Annotated in this window: 15 protein-coding genes and 1 other RNA gene; 8 read left to right on the top strand and 8 right to left on the bottom strand. The window is 66.8% G+C overall.

All coding sequences use genetic code 11. From position 1 onward, the window contains the following. Positions 1–24: 24 nt before the first annotated feature. From E3D03_RS04635 to E3D03_RS04610, 6 genes are read left to right on the top strand one after another with little or no spacing between them, the layout of a single operon-like run. Positions 25–1,299 carry a phage major capsid protein gene (locus E3D03_RS04635; RefSeq protein WP_263566008.1) on the top strand — a complete coding sequence of 425 codons (1,275 nt, stop codon included), beginning with the start codon at positions 25–27 and terminating at the stop codon, positions 1,297–1,299. Positions 1,300–1,304: 5 nt separating this feature from the next. Further along, on the top strand, positions 1,305–1,718 hold the full coding sequence (locus E3D03_RS04630; RefSeq protein ID WP_263566007.1) for an HK97 family phage prohead protease: 414 nt from the start codon (positions 1,305–1,307) through the stop codon (positions 1,716–1,718). Next, a complete protein-coding gene (locus tag E3D03_RS04625; RefSeq protein ID WP_263566006.1) occupies positions 1,705–1,893 on the top strand; it encodes an HK97 family phage prohead protease in 189 nt (62 codons plus the stop codon). The genes E3D03_RS04630 and E3D03_RS04625 overlap by 14 nt, the downstream gene beginning before the upstream one ends. Next, complete coding sequence (locus E3D03_RS04620; protein WP_263566005.1) at positions 1,890–2,453, top strand: hypothetical protein; 564 nt, start codon at positions 1,890–1,892, stop codon at positions 2,451–2,453. The genes E3D03_RS04625 and E3D03_RS04620 overlap by 4 nt, the downstream gene beginning before the upstream one ends. Continuing rightward, entirely contained in the window at positions 2,450–3,511 is a 1,062-nt protein-coding gene (locus E3D03_RS04615) for a phage portal protein (protein WP_263566004.1), read from the top strand. Before E3D03_RS04620 ends, E3D03_RS04615 begins: the two co-directional genes overlap by 4 nt. Beyond that, positions 3,511–3,963, top strand: coding sequence for a hypothetical protein (locus E3D03_RS04610; protein WP_263566003.1), 453 nt, complete (start codon positions 3,511–3,513; stop codon positions 3,961–3,963). Before E3D03_RS04615 ends, E3D03_RS04610 begins: the two co-directional genes overlap by 1 nt. 155 nt (positions 3,964–4,118) lie before the next feature. Here E3D03_RS04610 and rpmG read toward each other — a convergent pair whose 3' ends face one another. From rpmG to E3D03_RS04595, 3 genes are all read right to left on the bottom strand, one after another. Then, on the bottom strand, positions 4,119–4,286 hold the full coding sequence (gene rpmG, locus E3D03_RS04605) for a 50S ribosomal protein L33 (protein ID WP_017999830.1): 168 nt from the start codon (positions 4,284–4,286) through the stop codon (positions 4,119–4,121). Between the two features lie 132 nt (positions 4,287–4,418). Then, an RNA gene (rnpB, locus tag E3D03_RS04600) (RNase P RNA component class A) lies at positions 4,419–4,786 on the bottom strand. Positions 4,787–4,943: 157 nt separating this feature from the next. After that, entirely contained in the window at positions 4,944–5,300 is a 357-nt protein-coding gene (locus E3D03_RS04595) for a winged helix-turn-helix transcriptional regulator (RefSeq protein WP_263566002.1), read from the bottom strand. Between the two features lie 74 nt (positions 5,301–5,374). Between E3D03_RS04595 and E3D03_RS04590 the strand changes: the two genes are divergently transcribed. Next, positions 5,375–6,214 (top strand): NAD(P)H-binding protein, encoded by an 840-nt coding sequence (locus E3D03_RS04590; RefSeq protein ID WP_263566001.1) that lies wholly within the window; start codon positions 5,375–5,377, stop codon positions 6,212–6,214. Here E3D03_RS04590 and E3D03_RS04585 read toward each other — a convergent pair. From E3D03_RS04585 to E3D03_RS04565, 5 genes are all read right to left on the bottom strand, one after another. Next, positions 6,211–8,607, bottom strand: a complete 2,397-nt coding sequence (locus tag E3D03_RS04585) for an ATP-dependent helicase (RefSeq protein ID WP_263566000.1) — start codon at positions 8,605–8,607, stop codon at positions 6,211–6,213. The two genes, E3D03_RS04590 and E3D03_RS04585, sit on opposite strands and share 4 nt — an antisense overlap. Positions 8,608–8,661: 54 nt before the next feature. Then, complete coding sequence (gene folE2 / locus E3D03_RS04580; RefSeq protein WP_062561112.1) at positions 8,662–9,642, bottom strand: GTP cyclohydrolase FolE2; 981 nt, start codon at positions 9,640–9,642, stop codon at positions 8,662–8,664. A gap of 91 nt (positions 9,643–9,733) precedes the next feature. Continuing rightward, positions 9,734–10,906: an O-succinylhomoserine sulfhydrylase gene (gene metZ, locus E3D03_RS04575; protein ID WP_263565999.1), complete on the bottom strand. Its 1,173-nt coding sequence runs from the start codon at positions 10,904–10,906 to the stop codon at positions 9,734–9,736. Between the two features lie 59 nt (positions 10,907–10,965). Further along, positions 10,966–11,583 carry an inner membrane-spanning protein YciB gene (locus E3D03_RS04570; protein WP_263565998.1) on the bottom strand — a complete coding sequence of 206 codons (618 nt, stop codon included), beginning with the start codon at positions 11,581–11,583 and terminating at the stop codon, positions 10,966–10,968. 54 nt (positions 11,584–11,637) lie between these two features. Continuing rightward, on the bottom strand, positions 11,638–12,813 hold the full coding sequence (locus E3D03_RS04565) for a DUF1223 domain-containing protein (protein ID WP_263565997.1): 1,176 nt from the start codon (positions 12,811–12,813) through the stop codon (positions 11,638–11,640). Between the two features lie 262 nt (positions 12,814–13,075). On the opposite strand from E3D03_RS04565, the gene acnA reads away from it, so the two are divergent. Continuing rightward, a complete protein-coding gene (acnA, locus tag E3D03_RS04560) occupies positions 13,076–15,856 on the top strand; it encodes an aconitate hydratase AcnA (RefSeq protein ID WP_263565996.1) in 2,781 nt (926 codons plus the stop codon). Positions 15,857–15,883: the final 27 nt, after the last annotated feature.

Raw genomic sequence — 15,883 nt, 5'->3', positions numbered from 1 at the left:
GTTTGCACGTTAAGGAAAGATACCATGTTGAAGTCGCAAGAGATCATGCTGGCCCAGTCGAAACGGCGGGAACGCATGGCCGAAATCCAGAAGTCCGAGGAAGTCGGGGATGAGGGCCGCACCGAACTGCGCAGCCTGACCGATGCTTATTCGGGCGCTGAAATCGAGTACCGCGCCGCGCTGATCGTGGAAGGTGCCGAACGCGAGGCGATCAAGGAAACGGACAAGGCGGGCGATGACTTCGCGCGGGAATGCCGCTCGTTCAATCTGGCGGCTGTCGTGGAAGCCCGATCCGAAAGCCTGCCGCTCACGGGCCGCGAACTGGAAGTCAGCCAAGAACTTCATCAGCGCCACGGCGGGGCGCAAAAGGGCGACATCATGGTGCCGTGGGAAGCCCTCGCCCCGGTGGAGCAACGCGCCGATGTGCCAGTCACCACCACCCCGGCCAGCGGCGGCAACCTTGCTTCGCGCCCCGTCATGTCGGCGCTGGAACGGCTCTTTGCTGACTCTGCTGCCGAGCGGTTCGGCTTCCGTACCGTGGCCGTGAGCGGCAAGCCTTCGTGGCCGGAAATGACCTCGGGCGCGTCGGCCCATTGGGTGGCGGAAGGCCAAGGCACCGATGCCGAGGCGATCACCACCACGACCCGCACCCCGTCCATCAAGACGGCGACGGCCCGTTACCTGCTGTCGCGCCAGTCGATCAAAGAGAACCCCGCGCTTGAGGGCGTGTTGCGGCGCGATCTGCAAGAGGTGATGCGCGAGGCGGTGGACAAGGCCGCGTTCCAAGGCACGGGCGCGAACGGCCAGCCGCTGGGCCTCGCTGGCCTGCTGGACGCTGCCAATCGCACGGATGACGTGGGCGCACCCCCGCATTTCTCCACGCTGCTGGCCGCTGCCGTGTCGGTGATGGAAAGCGCGAAGCTGGCCGATCTGGGCAAGATCAAGATCGGGGCCGCGCCCATTCTGCTGGAAACCCTCGCCAATGCTCTGGTGACCGGCACGGCGGTTTCGGACCTCGACCGCCTGCAAACCACTCTGGGCAAGCCCGTCTTTTCGTCGCAAATCAGCCCCACCGCTGCCCGCGACAGTACTGGCAAGGGCGCGTCCACCGTGTTCGTCGGTGCGCCTGACGGCCTCGCCCTTATTCCGACTTGGGGCGCGCCGGAACTGATCGTGGACCCGTACAGCGAAAGCAAAACCGGCCAAGTCGCGCTGACGGTTTTCACCTTTGTTGACGTGCTGGTGCAGCGGCTGGGCACCCATTTCCTTGCCCTGACCAACGTGCAAGACCGGGTGTAATCGCCATGAACATAGCCCCGATCTGGCCCGTGTCGGGGCTGGAAATCCGTTCACAAGATAAGCGTCCGACCATTGTCGGGCGCTTCCCCTATAAGGCGCTGGCGACCATCGCTGACCGTGGCACCGTCCGAAAAGAAAGCATCGAACCGGGGGCGTTCAATTTCAGCATCAATGCGCCTGACCGCGACGTGCATTTGCTTGTCGGGCATAGCTACGACAAGCCGATTGCCTCGAAAGAGGCGGGCACCCTCGAATTCAACGACACAGAAGAATTCTTGGAATTCATCGCCCAGATTCCCCTCGGTGCCGAGCGGGCAACCCATATCACCGATCTGTTGATTATGCTGGGCGCTGGCCTCATTCGTGGGGTTGAGTCCGGGCTTCCGCGTTCCGCCCAAGGACGTGGTGCCGGGCGCTGAAAAGCTGATTCCGGAACCCGGCAACCCCGGCGTGATGATCCGGCAGCTATTTCAGCTTGTGCTTTACGAACTCTCGCTGGTGACGCTGCCCGCCTATCGCGAAAGCCAAGCCGAATTGCGGGCGCTGCGACTGCCCGAAACCCGCCGCACGACGCAAAGGATCATCCTGCCATGACCATCAAATCAATCGAGGTGGACTTTCAAACCGGCCCCGTTCCCGCTGCGCCTTCCGTATCCGAGATTGCCCTAGAGGCTGGCGTGACCGAGGCACAAGCCGCCGCGTTCATTGCAGCCGCCTATGAGCAAGCCGAGACGTTCACCGGCAGGTGCTATCGCGGCATCACGGCGGGCGAGGTGCTGATAGAGGTGGACGAACTGACCGAATGGAGGTGGCCGAGATACCCTTACCCGGCGGCGATCCTTTCCGAGGTATGGAGCGATGAAACGCGCGGCTGGCAGGCGCGTAGCGTCGAATATCGCGCGGGCTGGCTGATGCTCTATCCGGGCAACCTGTATCGCCTGACCCAAAGCCCGACCGCCCCTGTCGATCCGCTGCCTTCGCATGTTGTCCAGGCGGTTGCCAATCTGGCGCTCTATCAGCTTGTTCAGCTACCCCAGCGCCGCGAATTCAAGAGCCAGACGCAAGGCGACACGACCTTGAGCCGTGAGGCGCTTATGGGCATCTTTTACGGGTCCGGTGCTGGGGCGCTGCTGGCAAGTGAGGTGCGCAAATGAACCCGTTCCGCTTCCTGTTCAACCGCGCTGAAACCCGCTCTCATGCCGCTGGCGTGACGAATGTTTACATTGAAGCCAAGCGGCGGGCCGCGACCTCGGAAGGATCGGCAACGCTGTCGGCTACCATCGGCGCGGCGGCTGGCCTCTGGTCACGTTCATTCGCCATGCTGGTGCCCGAGCCTTCGGACGTGCTGACGCCTGACGTGCTGGGCGCAATCGGGCTGGACCTGTTCTTTCGCGGCCAATCCGTCTGGCATATCGGGTTGGAAGGCTCTGCGATCCAACTGCGCCGCGCGGCGTTCTGGGATATGGTGGAACGCGACCGATGGAACCTGACCCTACCGCGCCCGACCGGAACCGACACGCTCAAAGCTCTGGGCGATGAAGTCCTTTCGCTGTCCATCGGTGCCAGCCCCGAGACGCCATGGCAGGGACGCGGGCCGTTGTCCTTCATGGGGTTGTCGCCTTCCCTGCTGGCGGATATTGAGGTGACCGTGAGCGGGGCGCTTCCATGGACCGGCAAGGGCCTGCTTCCGATCCCGGCCACCATCCCCGAGGATCAACAGACCAAGGCGATTCAAGGGCTGCGCACCGGCTCTTTGGCCGTGGTTTCGAGCAAGGAAGATTTTGGGCACCATACCGGGGGCAGTCGATCCGAATTCAAGCGCGTGGACCTGACGCCCGATCTGGCCCGCGCTGGCTTGGATGCCACGGCCCGCGACCTTCACGACCGGGTGCTTGCCGCTTGTGGCATCCCGCCCGGTATGCTGACCGCTTCGGGGAATGCTGGCGCGATCCGCGAACAGATGCGGGCTTTCGCGCTCACAACGCTGGACCCGCTGGCCCGCATGATTACGCCCGAGCTATCGCGCAAGATCGGCGTGTCACGGCTGGGCCTGCAAGACCTCATGTCGGCTGACGTGGCGGGCCGGGCGCGGGCGGTTGGCTCTCTGGTGCAGTCGGGCGTTCCCCTCGCCACAGCCATGGCGTTGGTGGGCTGGGACAACGTGAGCCTGCCCGAGGGGGCCAGCAAGCCCATTGCAGCGGGGGGCGAGTGATGAACCCGAAACACCTGTTTCAGAACCTGCAACGCGCGGCCAAGCTGCATCCGGCCTGCCGTCGCGTGTCGATCTGGACCGTGGCCCGCGACTCGAACGGCCATGAGCTTGTCGGCCCCGATGGCTCCTATGAGTGGGCCAAGCTATGCCATGCCTATGCCGTGTTTGACTTCGGCCAGCCCGACGAATGGGCGGGCGCTACGGGCGAGTACTCGGGCATGTTCAAAATCTCGATCCTGCCCGATCCGGTGACGCTCAATCCGCTGGCGCTGCCCGATCTGGGCGACACGTTCATGGTTCGGCGCTACTCGGCGTTCCCCGGTGACCCGACCCCGGAAGTTTCTTTGGCCATGACCCGCACGGGCGGGGACGCCATGGGCTTCAAACAGGTGTTCTTGTCGCGTGAACCGCTGGCCGGTGACGTGGCGCCCGCGATCTTGTCTGACGGGTAAGCCGCGCTCAAAAGGAAAAGGGCGCTGCATCTCTGCAACACCCTGCCCTTACGGCGACTGCCTACACAACCGCCTACACAACTTTTTCCGCCCTTCTCGACCGCCTCTTAACTAGATGAAGTTAAAGAGAAAATCGGCCCAAGGGCGCAAGATCGTTACTTGATCTTGCCTTCCTTGTATTCGACATGCTTGCGGGCAACCGGGTCGTATTTGTTGACCGTCATCTTCTCGGTCATCGTGCGGGCGTTCTTCTTGGTCACGTAGAAATGCCCGGTCCCGGCGCTCGAGTTCAGGCGGATCTTGATGGTGGTCGGCTTCGCCATTGTCTTGCTCCTGCTGCGGGGACAGACGCTTCGCTCGCGAACCCCGTGGAATCTCTTGGAAGCCGCCTTTTAGCCGCCATGCGGGCGAAGTCAACCGGGAATCACCGGATTTCGCCGGCGCGGGCAGCGGATATGCGCGGATGGCCTGTAAGCCGGATTTTGTCCAGGGGTCGCCCCCTTGGATGACCATTCCTCTGGCCCCGCCGTTGCCGACGGGATCTAGCTGCCAACCCGGACCTGCTGGGGCGAAGATGGCCCTGTCTTGCGACGCGCGGTCCCTATTCGGCATTGCTCCCGGTGGGGCTTGCCGTGCCGGTCCTGTTGCCAGGCCCGCGGTGGGCTCTTACCCCACCGTTTCACCCTTACCCGTGCAGGCACGGGCGGTCTCATCTCTGTGGCGCTTTCCCTGGGGTTGCCCCCGCCGGGCGTTACCCGGCACCGTATCTTCATGGAGTCCGGACTTTCCTCGACGTTGCCGCCGCGGTCATCCGGCCATCCGCGCGAGGCTCAGATAGGCCTTGGCGCGCGAGGGGTCAAGCGCCGGGGTGGCGGCGCGGGTGCAGGGGTATTTGAAGAGCAAAGAAGCCATGGACGCCGCGCCCTGCTTCTTCGTTCTTCAAATACCCATCTTGCGGCATCTGCCACCCGGCGATCCGGTCAGGAATCCGGCCAGTTGCGGGCGATGCTGGGCAGGCTGTCCTCGATCCAGTCGAGCAGCGCAGCGACGCGCGCCGCCGCCTGCTGGCCCAGGGGCGTCAGTTCGTATTCCACATGCGGCGGCACGGTGCCGAAGTCGCGGCGCAGCACCATGCCGTCGGTTTCCAGCCCCTGCAGGGTCTGCGCCAGCATCCGCTCGCTGACCCCGCCGATGCGCTTGCGCAAGCCGCCGAAGCGTTGCGGGCCGGCGCTCAGCGCCCACAGCACCAGCATGCCCCAGCGCCCGGTCAGGCGCCGCAGCACGTCCCGCGACGGGCAGGCCGCCGCCAGCAGGTTTCCGCGCTCGAAATTCTGCATACTAACATTTCCGTTCGTACTTACGGATCGTAAGTTAGGCGCCTATCTTGCCCGGCACAAGAAGGAGAAACCCCATGACCATTGCCGTCACCGGAGCCACCGGCCAGTTGGGCCGCCTGACCATCGAGAAGCTGAAGACCCTGCTGCCCGCGGGCGAGATCGTCGCCCTGGCGCGCTCGCCGGAAAAGGCCGAGCCGGGCGTCGAGACCCGCGCCTTCGACTATGACCGGCCCGAGACGCTGGCGCCGGCGCTGGCGGGCGTCGCGCGGCTGGTGCTGATTTCCTCGAGCGAGGTCGGCAAGCGCGAAGCGCAGCACCGCGCCGTGATCGCGGCGGCCAAGGCCGCCGGCGTCGGGCAGATCGTCTATACCAGCCTGCTGCATGCCGACCGCTCGCCGCTGTCGCTGGCGGGCGAGCATGTGGCGACCGAGGCGGCGCTGGCCGAATCCGGCATTCCGCATGTGATCCTGCGCAATGGCTGGTATGCCGAGAATTACACTGGCGCGGTTCCGGCCGCCTTGCAGCACGGCGCGCTGATCGGGGCGGCGGGCGCGGGCCGGATCTCGGGCGCGGCGCGGGCGGATTATGCCGATGCCGCGGCGATCGTGGCCGCGGATGGCAGCCACGCCGGCAAGACCCATGAGCTGGCCGGCGACGAGGCCTGGACGCTGGCCGATCTTGCCGCCGAGGTCTCGCGCCAGAGCGGCAAGGACATCCCCTATCGCAACCTTTCCGAGGCGGATTATGCCGCGGCGCTGGTCGGGGCCGGGCTGCCGGAAGGGCTGGCGGCGGCGATCGCCAGCTGGGACGTGGGCGCCAGCCAGGGCGCGCTGTTCGACGACGGCCGGCAGCTGTCGGCGCTGATCGGACGGCCGACCACGCCCTTGGCGGATGTGGTGCGGGCCGCGCTCTAGAACGGCACGTCGTCGGTGGAGGCGCCCGACGAGGCACCCGAGGCGGGCTGCACATAGCCCGCCTTGATGGTCTTGAAGCCGGTCGGGAATTCGATGGTCAGCGTGTCCTCGGCAATGCCCTGCACGGTGCCATTGCCGAATTTCTGGTGAAACACCCGGTCGCCGACGGCAAAGCGCGCGGCCGGCTCGGCGTCGATGATGACCGGCGTGCGGTGCACCGGCTGGGCGCGGGCCGCGCTGCGGTCCTGCATGCGCTTCCAGCCCGGCGAATTGTAGACATCGGCCCTGGCGGCGCGGTCGTGCATGGACGACGCCGCGAAAGCCGCCGCCGCGCCATAGCCGCCGCCATAGAGGCCGGGGGGCGTCAGCACCTCGACGTGCTCCTCGGGCAGTTCGTCGATGAAGCGCGAGGGCAGCGAGGATTGCCATTGCCCATACATGCGGCGGTTGCCGGCGAAGGTGATGGTGGCCAGCTCCTCGGCCCGGGTGATGCCGACATAGGCCAGGCGGCGCTCCTCCTCGAGGCCCTTCATGCCGGATTCGTCCATGCTGCGCTGGCTGGGGAACAGCCCGTCCTCCCATCCCGGCAGGAAGACGATGGGGTATTCCAGCCCCTTGGCGGCGTGCAGCGTCATGATGCTGACCTGCTCGGCCTGCTCGCCCTTGTCATTGTCCATGACCAGCGCGACGTGTTCCAGGAAACCTTGCAGGTTTTCGAACTCCTCCAGCGCCTTGACCAATTCCTTGAGGTTGTCGAGCCGGCCCGGCGCGTCGGGCGATTTGTCGTTCTGCCACATCGCGGTATAGCCGGATTCGTCCAGGATGCGCTCGGCCAGCTCGACGTGGTTCACGCGGGCGTCCAGCGCGTCGGCGTGCCAGCGGCCCATGGCTTGCGTGAACTGGCGCAGGGCGCCGGCGCCCTTGCCGCCCAGCGCGCCCACCGCCACCGCCGAGGCGGCGCCTTCCAGCAGCGACAGGCCGCGCTCGCGCGCCTCGGCCTGGATGGTCTGCACCGCCTTGTCGCCCAGGCCGCGCTTCGGCACGTTCACGATGCGCTCGAACGCGAGGTCGTCGGTGGGGCTGACCGCCAGCCGGAAATAGGCCATGGCGTCGCGGATTTCCTGGCGTTCGTAGAAGCGCGGCCCGCCGATCACCCGATAGGGCAGGCCGATGGTCATGAAGCGGTCCTCGAAGGCGCGCATCTGGTGGCTGGCGCGCACGAGAATGGCGATGTCGTTCAGGCTGCGCCGGCCGACGCTGTGGCGGTGGCCGCCGTGGAAGGCCTCGATCTCCTCGCCGATCCAGCGCGCCTCGGCCTCGCTGTCCCAATGGCCGATCAGGCGCACCGGCTCGCCGCCCTCGGCATCGGTCCAGAGCGTCTTGCCCAGCCGCCCCTTGTTCGACGCGATCAGCCCCGAGGCCGCGGCCAGGATATGCGGGGTCGAGCGATAGTTCTGCTCCAGCCGGATCACCTGGGCGCCGGGGAAATCGCTTTCGAAGCGCAGGATGTTGCCGACCTCGGCGCCGCGCCAGCCATAGATCGACTGGTCGTCGTCGCCGACGCAGCAGATGTTGCGATGCGCCTGGGCCAGCAGCCGCAGCCACATGTATTGCGCGACGTTGGTGTCCTGGTATTCGTCGACGAGGATATAGCGGAACCGCTCCTGCCACTGGCGCAGCACGTCCGGGTGGGCCTGGAAGATGGTGACGCAATGCATTAGCAGGTCGCCGAAATCGACGGCGTTCAGCTCGAGGAGCCGGCGCTGATAGGCGGCATAGAGCTTGCCGCCCCAGCCGTCGAAGGCACGTTCCTCGCCCTTGGGCAGCCGGGCGGGGGTGATGCAGCGGTTCTTCCAGCCGTCGATCAGCCCGGCCAGTTGCCGCGCCGGCCAGCGCTTTTCGTCGATGTTCTCGGCCGCGATCAGCTGCTTCATCAGCCGGATCTGGTCGTCGGTGTCGAGGATGGTGAAGCTGGGCTTCAGGTGCAATTCGGCGTCGCCGACCAGCTCGGCATGGCGGCGCAGGATCTTGACGCTGACGCTGTGGAAGGTGCCGAGCCAGGGCATGCCCTCGACCATCTCGCCCAGCAGGCGGCCGATGCGATCCTTCATCTCGCGCGCGGCCTTGTTGGTGAAGGTCACGGCCAGGATCTGCCCCGGCCGCGCGCGGCCCAGGGTCAGCAGATGCGCGATGCGGGTGGTCAGCGCCCGGGTCTTGCCGGTCCCTGCCCCGGCCAACAGCAGGACGGGGCCGTCCAGCGCCTCGACCGCCGCGCGTTGCGCCGCGTTCAACCCCTCCAGATAGGGCGCCGGCCGCGCCGACATGGCGCGCTGCGAAAGCGGCACCGGGGCGGCGGCGGCCTCGAAGGCGTCGGAATCGTCGAAATCGCTCATGCCGGCAGCATAGCGACGACGGGCCGCCGAGGGAAGCCCGTGTTCACGGCTTGTTCACGCCCGCAGCCCGGCAAAGATCGACGGATCCAGGCTGACCTGCGCGAAGGTCTCGCCCTGGGTCAGCACCGATACCGCGTCATGCGAATGCAGCGATTCCTGGTGGCTGGCGACGACGCGGAAATCGCCGATGCGCGGCTCGGCCATCAGTTCGCCGGCAAAGGCGCGCACGGCATCCTCGACGAAGATCGGGTTCGCCGCGTTCAGCTCGGCAAAGGCCTGCTCGTCCTCGCGTTTCACCATGACCTGGGTTTCCGTGGCGACGGCGCGGCGGCAGAGGTCGACCATATCCTCGAACCACAGCGTATCGCCATGCATCACCACCGAGATGCGCGCCACCGAACGCTGCGAATGCGGCGTCGCCAACTGGCCGCGCATCTGGCGGGCATGTTCGCTGAGCTCCAGCGAGCAGGGGCAGGTCGAGGAATAGACATAGTCGAAATGCATGATGCGCAGCCGGTGGCCGGCGCGCTCGACCAGCTCCAGCGCCACGTCGTAATACTGCCAGCCCGACAGGCCCGAACGCAGCGATTCGACCCGGATCGGGTAGCTGAGCCGCATCTGGATGCGGGCATCGAAACTGTCCAGGTCGGACTTGTAGTCGTCCAGCGCCGCCTGCAGCACCCGCATCGAGAACTGCTTTTCGGCATGGGCATAGAACGAGCGCATGATGCGGCTCATGTTGATGCCCTTGCGGTCGGCCTCCAGGCTGACGGTACCGGTGACGCTGGTTTCCAGCGTGATGTCGCCGCCCAGATGCGTCGAATCGGGCCGGGTCTCGTAGCGGATCGGCAGGCGGAAGTTCGAGATGCCGACATGCTGGATCGGCGCGCGGGCGCCCACGATCAGGCTGGCCGGACCATTCTGCAGGTCCGGCAGGCTGGCCTTGTAGGCGTCGTCCACGCGGAAATCACTGGGGTATTCGCGCGACAGCGCCGGATAGGCGCGTTCGGTGGCGACGGGGCGGGCCTCGGTCATCGTCGTCTCCCTGGGGCAGGTCCGGCTGCAATGTGGGCATTATACAGCCAAAACAAAAGGGGCGTCCGACTTAATGCGGATGCACCCGGGTTCAGGCCAGCGCCTGACGCAGATCGTCGATCAGATCGTCGGCATGTTCCAGCCCGACCGACAGCCGCAGCAGGCCCGGGGTGATGCCCAGGCCCTCGCGCACCTCGGGGGTCAGGCGCGAATGCGTCGTGGTTGCGGGATGGGTGACGATCGACTTGGCATCGCCGAGGTTGTTCGAGATCTCGAAGACCCGCAGCCGGTCCATGGCGGCGAAGGCGGCCTCCTTGCTGCCGACATCGGCGGCGATCATCGTGCCGCCCGCCCCCATCTGGCGCTGCACCAGATCGAATTGCGGATGGTCGGGCAGGCCCGGATAGACCACCCGGGTCACGCCGGCCATGTCCTGCAGCGCCCGGGCCAGCGCCAGGGCGCTGTCGGTCTGGGCCCGGACCCGCAGGTCCAGCGTGTTCAGCCCGTTCAGCATCAGCCAGGCGTTGAAGGGGCTGATCGCGGCGCCGGTGTGTTTCAGATAGGGCTCGGCCACCTCGCGCACGAATTGCCGGGTGCCGCAGATCACGCCGCCCAGGCAGCGCCCCGAGCCGTCGATGTGCTTGGTGGTGGAATAGACCACCACGTCGGCGCCCTGCTCGACCGCGCGGCTGTAGACCGGGGTGGCGAAGACGTTGTCGACCACGACCAGCGCGCCCACGGCCCGGGCCAGCGCGGCGACGCCCGCGATATCGACCACCTCCAGCGTCGGGTTCGAGACCGATTCGAAGAACACCGCACGGGTGTCGGGCCTGATCGCCGCACGCCACTGGTCAAGGTCGGTGCCGTCGACATAGCTCACCTCGACGCCGAAGCGGGCCAGCACGTCGAGCACATAGAGACACGAGCCGAACAGCGCACGGGAGGACACGATATGGTCGCCGGGCTTGGCAAAGCACATCAGCGCGCCATTCACCGCCGCCATGCCCGAGGCGGTGGCAAAGGCGTCCTCGGTGCCTTCCAGGCTGGCGATCCGGTCCTCGAACATGCGCGAGGTCGGGTTGCCGTAGCGGGCATAGATGAACTCGTCCGGGCCGGCCTTGATGAAGCGCGCCTCGGCCTGCTCGGCGCTGTCGTAGGCAAAGCCCTGGGTCATGAACAGCGCCTCGGCCATCTCGCCATATTGGCTGCGGCGGATGCCGTGGTGGATGGCGCGGGTGCGGGGGTGCAGGGGCTTGTCAGACATGGCGCGGACTCCTTGGGGCTGAATCCCCGATACGCCCCCGTCGCCGGCCGATCAAGGCGTCACTGATCCCCGGGCAAGGCGTAGCGTTCGAAAAGCCGGGCGTTCAGCACGAAGAAGGCCACCATGATCGCCGGCAGGCCGAAGGTCTTGAAGTTAACCCAGGCGGTTTCCGACATCAGCCGCCAGACCAGCTCGTTGGCAAGCGCCAGGCCCAGGAACAGCGCCACCATGCGGATGGTCAGGATGCGCCAGCCCTCGGCGCGCATCGGCAGCGCGTCGGACATGACAAGCTGCAGCCAGTTGCGGCCCAGCGCCAGGCTGATGCCCAGGAGACCCGCGAAAATCAGGTAGATCAGCGTCGGCTTCATCTTGAAGAATTTCGGATCGTTGAGCCAGACCGACAGCCCGCCGAAGACCACGACCAGCACCAGCGTCGCGATCTGCATCGGCGCCAGCTTGCCCGTCAGCCGCCACAGCGCCAGGGTCGAGGCGACCAGCACCGGGATGAAGACCAGCGTCGCCAGGATGAAGCCGGAATAGTCCCGCCCGCCGAAGCTGACCGCGTGGTCGCGGAAGCGCGAGAAGACCAGGAAGAACAGGATCAGCGGCCCGAATTCCAGCGCGGCCTTGAGCCAGGGGTTGATCTTGCGGGCGTCGGACTTGCGGGCATCGGACACGGGCAGAGGTTCCTTTCATCGGCGGGATGCGCGCTTGTGCCCCGGATGGCGGGTTCAGTCCAGCCGGATCGCGGCCAGGATCGGGCCGCTGGCGGCGCGCGGGTCGCCGCTGCCCAGCTCCTGCGCCAGGATGGCATGGCGGGTGTCGGTGGGGAAGGCGTCGCCGCTTTGCGGATCGGGCTTCACGGTCATGCGCAGCGGCGCACGGCCGTCCCATTCGGCGACACGCTCGGCCGCCAGGACCACGTTGCGATAGTTCAGCGCCACGCCGCGGTTCTCGCCGGCCTTGATCGTGACCATGCGGGCCGGGGCATAGCGCACCAGGATGATCGCCACCCGGTCGCGGATCGCGCCGCGCGGCGTCAGCTCGATGCGATAGCCTTCCTCCTGCTGGCTGGACGAGACCATGACCATGGGCGGGCGCGCCATCTGGCCCTGCACCAGCCCCATCAGCTCGGCCGGGCGCAGCGCGATCAGCGTGTCGCTGCCGCCGACGATCATCTGCGGGGTATAGATCGCCCGCTCGCCCGACTGATGCGCATAGGCCTGCTGGCGGCGGGTGAATTCGGGCCGGGCGAATTCGTCCGCCCAGCCGAGATAGTCCCAGTAATCGACATGCCAGGACAGCGCCAGCACGTCGTCGCGGTCGGCCAGATCGCCCAGCATCTCGTCCGCGGGCGGGCAGGACGAACAGCCCTGCGAGGTGAAAAGCTCGACCACCACCGGCGGATGGTCGATCGGACCCAGCATGCGGCGGGCCTGCACCTCGGCGAAGGCGGCGACGCCGGGACCGGCCAGGTCCACGGGTTGCATCGGCGGCAGCAGGTCGGCAGGCAGGCCCGGCTCGCCCTCGGGCGCCGGGATCAGGCCGATGATGCCGTCATCCTCGGGCTCGGCGGGGGCGGAGGGTTCGGGACCGTCCGCGAGAGCGGCATCGGTCGGCGCGTCCATCGGCGCGGCGGGCGCCGTGCCCATCGGCGCCGAGGGCGGGTCCGACAGGGTCGAGACGCCGACATGATCCGCGCCCATCCCCATGCCGCCGGCGACATTTTCGCCCGGGCCTCCACCCATGCCGCCACCCGGGCCGCCACCGTCCTGCGCCAGCGCCGGCACCCCGGCCGCCAGCGCCAGGACCAGCGCCAGGATCCGCGTTCCGCCCGCCAGGCCCGGCACCCGGGCACGGGGTTTCCCGGACTCCGGTCCTGTCCTGTTGTCGCGAGTCTTCGGCATTGTCCTGTGCATTCCCGGCCCTTCCGATGCGGGTCAGCTAACCCGGCCGGGGCACGGACGACAAATCAATGCTTTGTTAGCGCCTCGTTCCGGCGCCGTGACCGTGTTGCAAATCCCACAACCCCGCCCCGCCGGCGGCCATATCGGTATACTTTCGCATACAATTCTGCCCCGCCCCTCTTGAACCGCTCCGGGAAAAGGCGCACATGGTCAGTAAGCACCGCCATCAGCCACCTTTTTTCAGAAGATAGGGAGCCGGGACATGCCCATCGAAACAGGAACCGACACCGCCGGGACGCGCCGCCAGCTTCAGGTCGGCGGCGCGAATGTCGCCTATTACTCCATCGCCGCCGCGACCGAGGCCGGCCTGGGCGACTTTTCGCGCCTGCCCGCCTCGCTGAAGGTGGTGCTGGAAAACCTGCTGCGCTTCGAGGACGGCGGCCGCACGGTCAGCGTGGATGACATCAAGGCCTTCGCCGAATGGGCGGAAAAAGGCGGCCAGAACCCGCGCGAGATCGCCTATCGCCCGGCCCGGGTGCTGATGCAGGACTTCACCGGCGTGCCGGCCGTGGTCGACTTGGCCGCGATGCGCGACGGCATCAAGGCGCTGGGCGGCAACCCGCAGCGGATCAACCCGCTGAACCCGGTCGACCTGGTCATCGACCACTCGGTCATGGTCGACGAATTCGGCACGCCCCGCGCCTTCCAGATGAACGTCGACCTGGAATACGAGCGCAACATGGAGCGCTATACCTTCCTGAAATGGGGGCAGAACGCCTTCAACAACTTCCGCGTGGTGCCGCCGGGCACCGGCATCTGCCATCAGGTGAACCTGGAATACCTGGCGCAGACGGTCTGGACCGACACCGACCAGAACGGCGTCGAAGTGGCCTATCCCGACACGCTGGTCGGCACCGACTCGCATACGACGATGGTCAACGGCCTTGCCGTGCTGGGCTGGGGCGTCGGCGGCATCGAGGCCGAGGCGGCCATGCTGGGCCAGCCGATCTCGATGCTGATCCCCGAGGTCGTCGGCTTCAAGATCACCGGCGCGCTGCGCGAGGGCGTGACCGCCACCGACCTGGTGCTGAAGGTGGTGCAGATGCTGCGCAAGCACGGCGTCGTCGGCAAGTTCGTGGAATTCTACGGCGACGGGCTGGACCACATGCCGCTGCCCGACCGCGCCACCATCGCCAATATGGCCCCCGAATACGGCGCCACCTGCGGCTTCTTCCCGATCGACAACGAAACCCTGCGCTATCTGCGCCAGACCGGCCGCGACGAATCGCGCATCGCCCTGGTCGAGGCCTATGCCAGGGAGAACGGCTTCTGGCGGACGCCGGATTACGCGCCGGTCTACAGCTCGACGCTGGAACTGGACCAGGCCGACGTCGTTCCGGCGATCTCGGGCCCGAAACGGCCGCAGGACCATGTCGCGCTGACCGATTCGGCCAAGGCGTTCCGCGACTATATCCTGGGCATGCGCCCGGCACCCTCGGCCCCCAAGGCCGAGAAAGAGCTGATGACCCGCGAAGGCGGCGCCCCCGACCCCGCGCCTGCCGAGATTCCGGGCGGCCATCACGGCCACCTGAACACCGGCACCGTCGAGGGCCAGGCCTATACCCTGCGCGACGGCTCGGTGGTGATCGCGGCGATCACCTCCTGCACCAATACCTCGAACCCCTATGTGCTGATGGCGGCGGGGCTCGTCGCCCGCAAGGCGCGCGCGCTTGGCCTGACCAGCAAGCCCTGGGTCAAGACCTCGCTGGCGCCCGGCAGCCAGGTGGTCGAGGAATATCTGAAGGCGGCGGACCTGCAGGACGACCTCGACGCGCTGGGCTTCAACCTGGTCGGCTTCGGCTGCACCACCTGCATCGGCAACTCCGGCCCGCTGGCGCCCGAGATCTCGAAATCGATCAACGAAAACGACCTGGTCGCGGTCTCGGTCCTGTCCGGCAACCGCAACTTCGAGGGCCGGATTTCGCCCGACGTGCGCGCCAACTACCTGGCCTCGCCGCCGCTGGTCGTGGCCTATGCCATCGCCGGCGACATGAACATCGACCTGACCACCCAGCCGCTGGCCCATACACCCGAAGGCCAGCCGGTGTTCCTGAAGGACATCTGGCCGACCTCGAAAGAGGTCGCGGAGCTGGTCGAAAGCATCGTCACCCGCGAGATGTTCCAGCAGAAATACGCCGACGTCTTCAGGGGCGACGCGCGCTGGCAGGCGGTCGAGGTGACCGACAGCGAGACCTATGACTGGCCGCCGAGCTCGACCTATATCCGCAACCCGCCCTATTTCCAGGGCATGGGCCCGCAGAAGGGCCGGATCCACAATATCGACGGCGCCCGCATCCTGGCGCTGCTGGGCGACATGATCACCACCGACCACATCTCGCCGGCCGGCTCCTTCAAGCCGACCACGCCGGCCGGGAAATACCTGACCGAGCATCAGGTGGCACCGCGCGACTTCAACAGCTACGGCTCGCGCCGGGGTAACCACGAGGTCATGATGCGCGGCACCTTCGCCAATATCCGCATCCGCAACGAGATGCTGGAGGGCGTCGAGGGCGGCTATTCCAAGGGACCGGACGGCCAGCAGACCTCGATCTACGACGCGGCCATGGCCTACAAGGACGCGGGCATCCCGCTGGTGGTGATCGGCGGCATCGAATACGGCGCGGGCTCCAGCCGCGACTGGGCGGCCAAGGGCACCAACCTGCTGGGCGTCAAGGCGGTCATCGCCGAGAGCTTCGAGCGCATCCACCGCTCGAACTTGGTCGGCATGGGCGTGATCCCCTTCGAGTTCACCGGCGGCGACAACCGCAAGACCCTGGGCCTGACCGGCGACGAGGTGATCTCGATCGACGGTCTGGAAGGCGACTTCAAGCCGCTGTCGCTGGTCCCGGCGACGATCCGCTATGCCGACGGCACCGTGAAGGTGATCCAGCTCAAGGCCCGCGTCGATACCGAGGTCGAGATCGAATACCTCGAAAACGGCGGCGTGCTGCATTACGTGCTGCGCAACCTGGCAAAAGCCTGAGCCGCGAAAGGCCCCGGGAAACCGGGG

It is taken from the genome of Paracoccus sp. DMF (genome assembly GCF_004407025.1).
Taxonomy (GTDB): Bacteria; Pseudomonadota; Alphaproteobacteria; order Rhodobacterales; family Rhodobacteraceae; genus Paracoccus; species Paracoccus aminovorans_B.
Note: the sequence above shows the minus strand (reverse complement) of the source record. Positions and strands in the feature narration are given on the sequence as shown.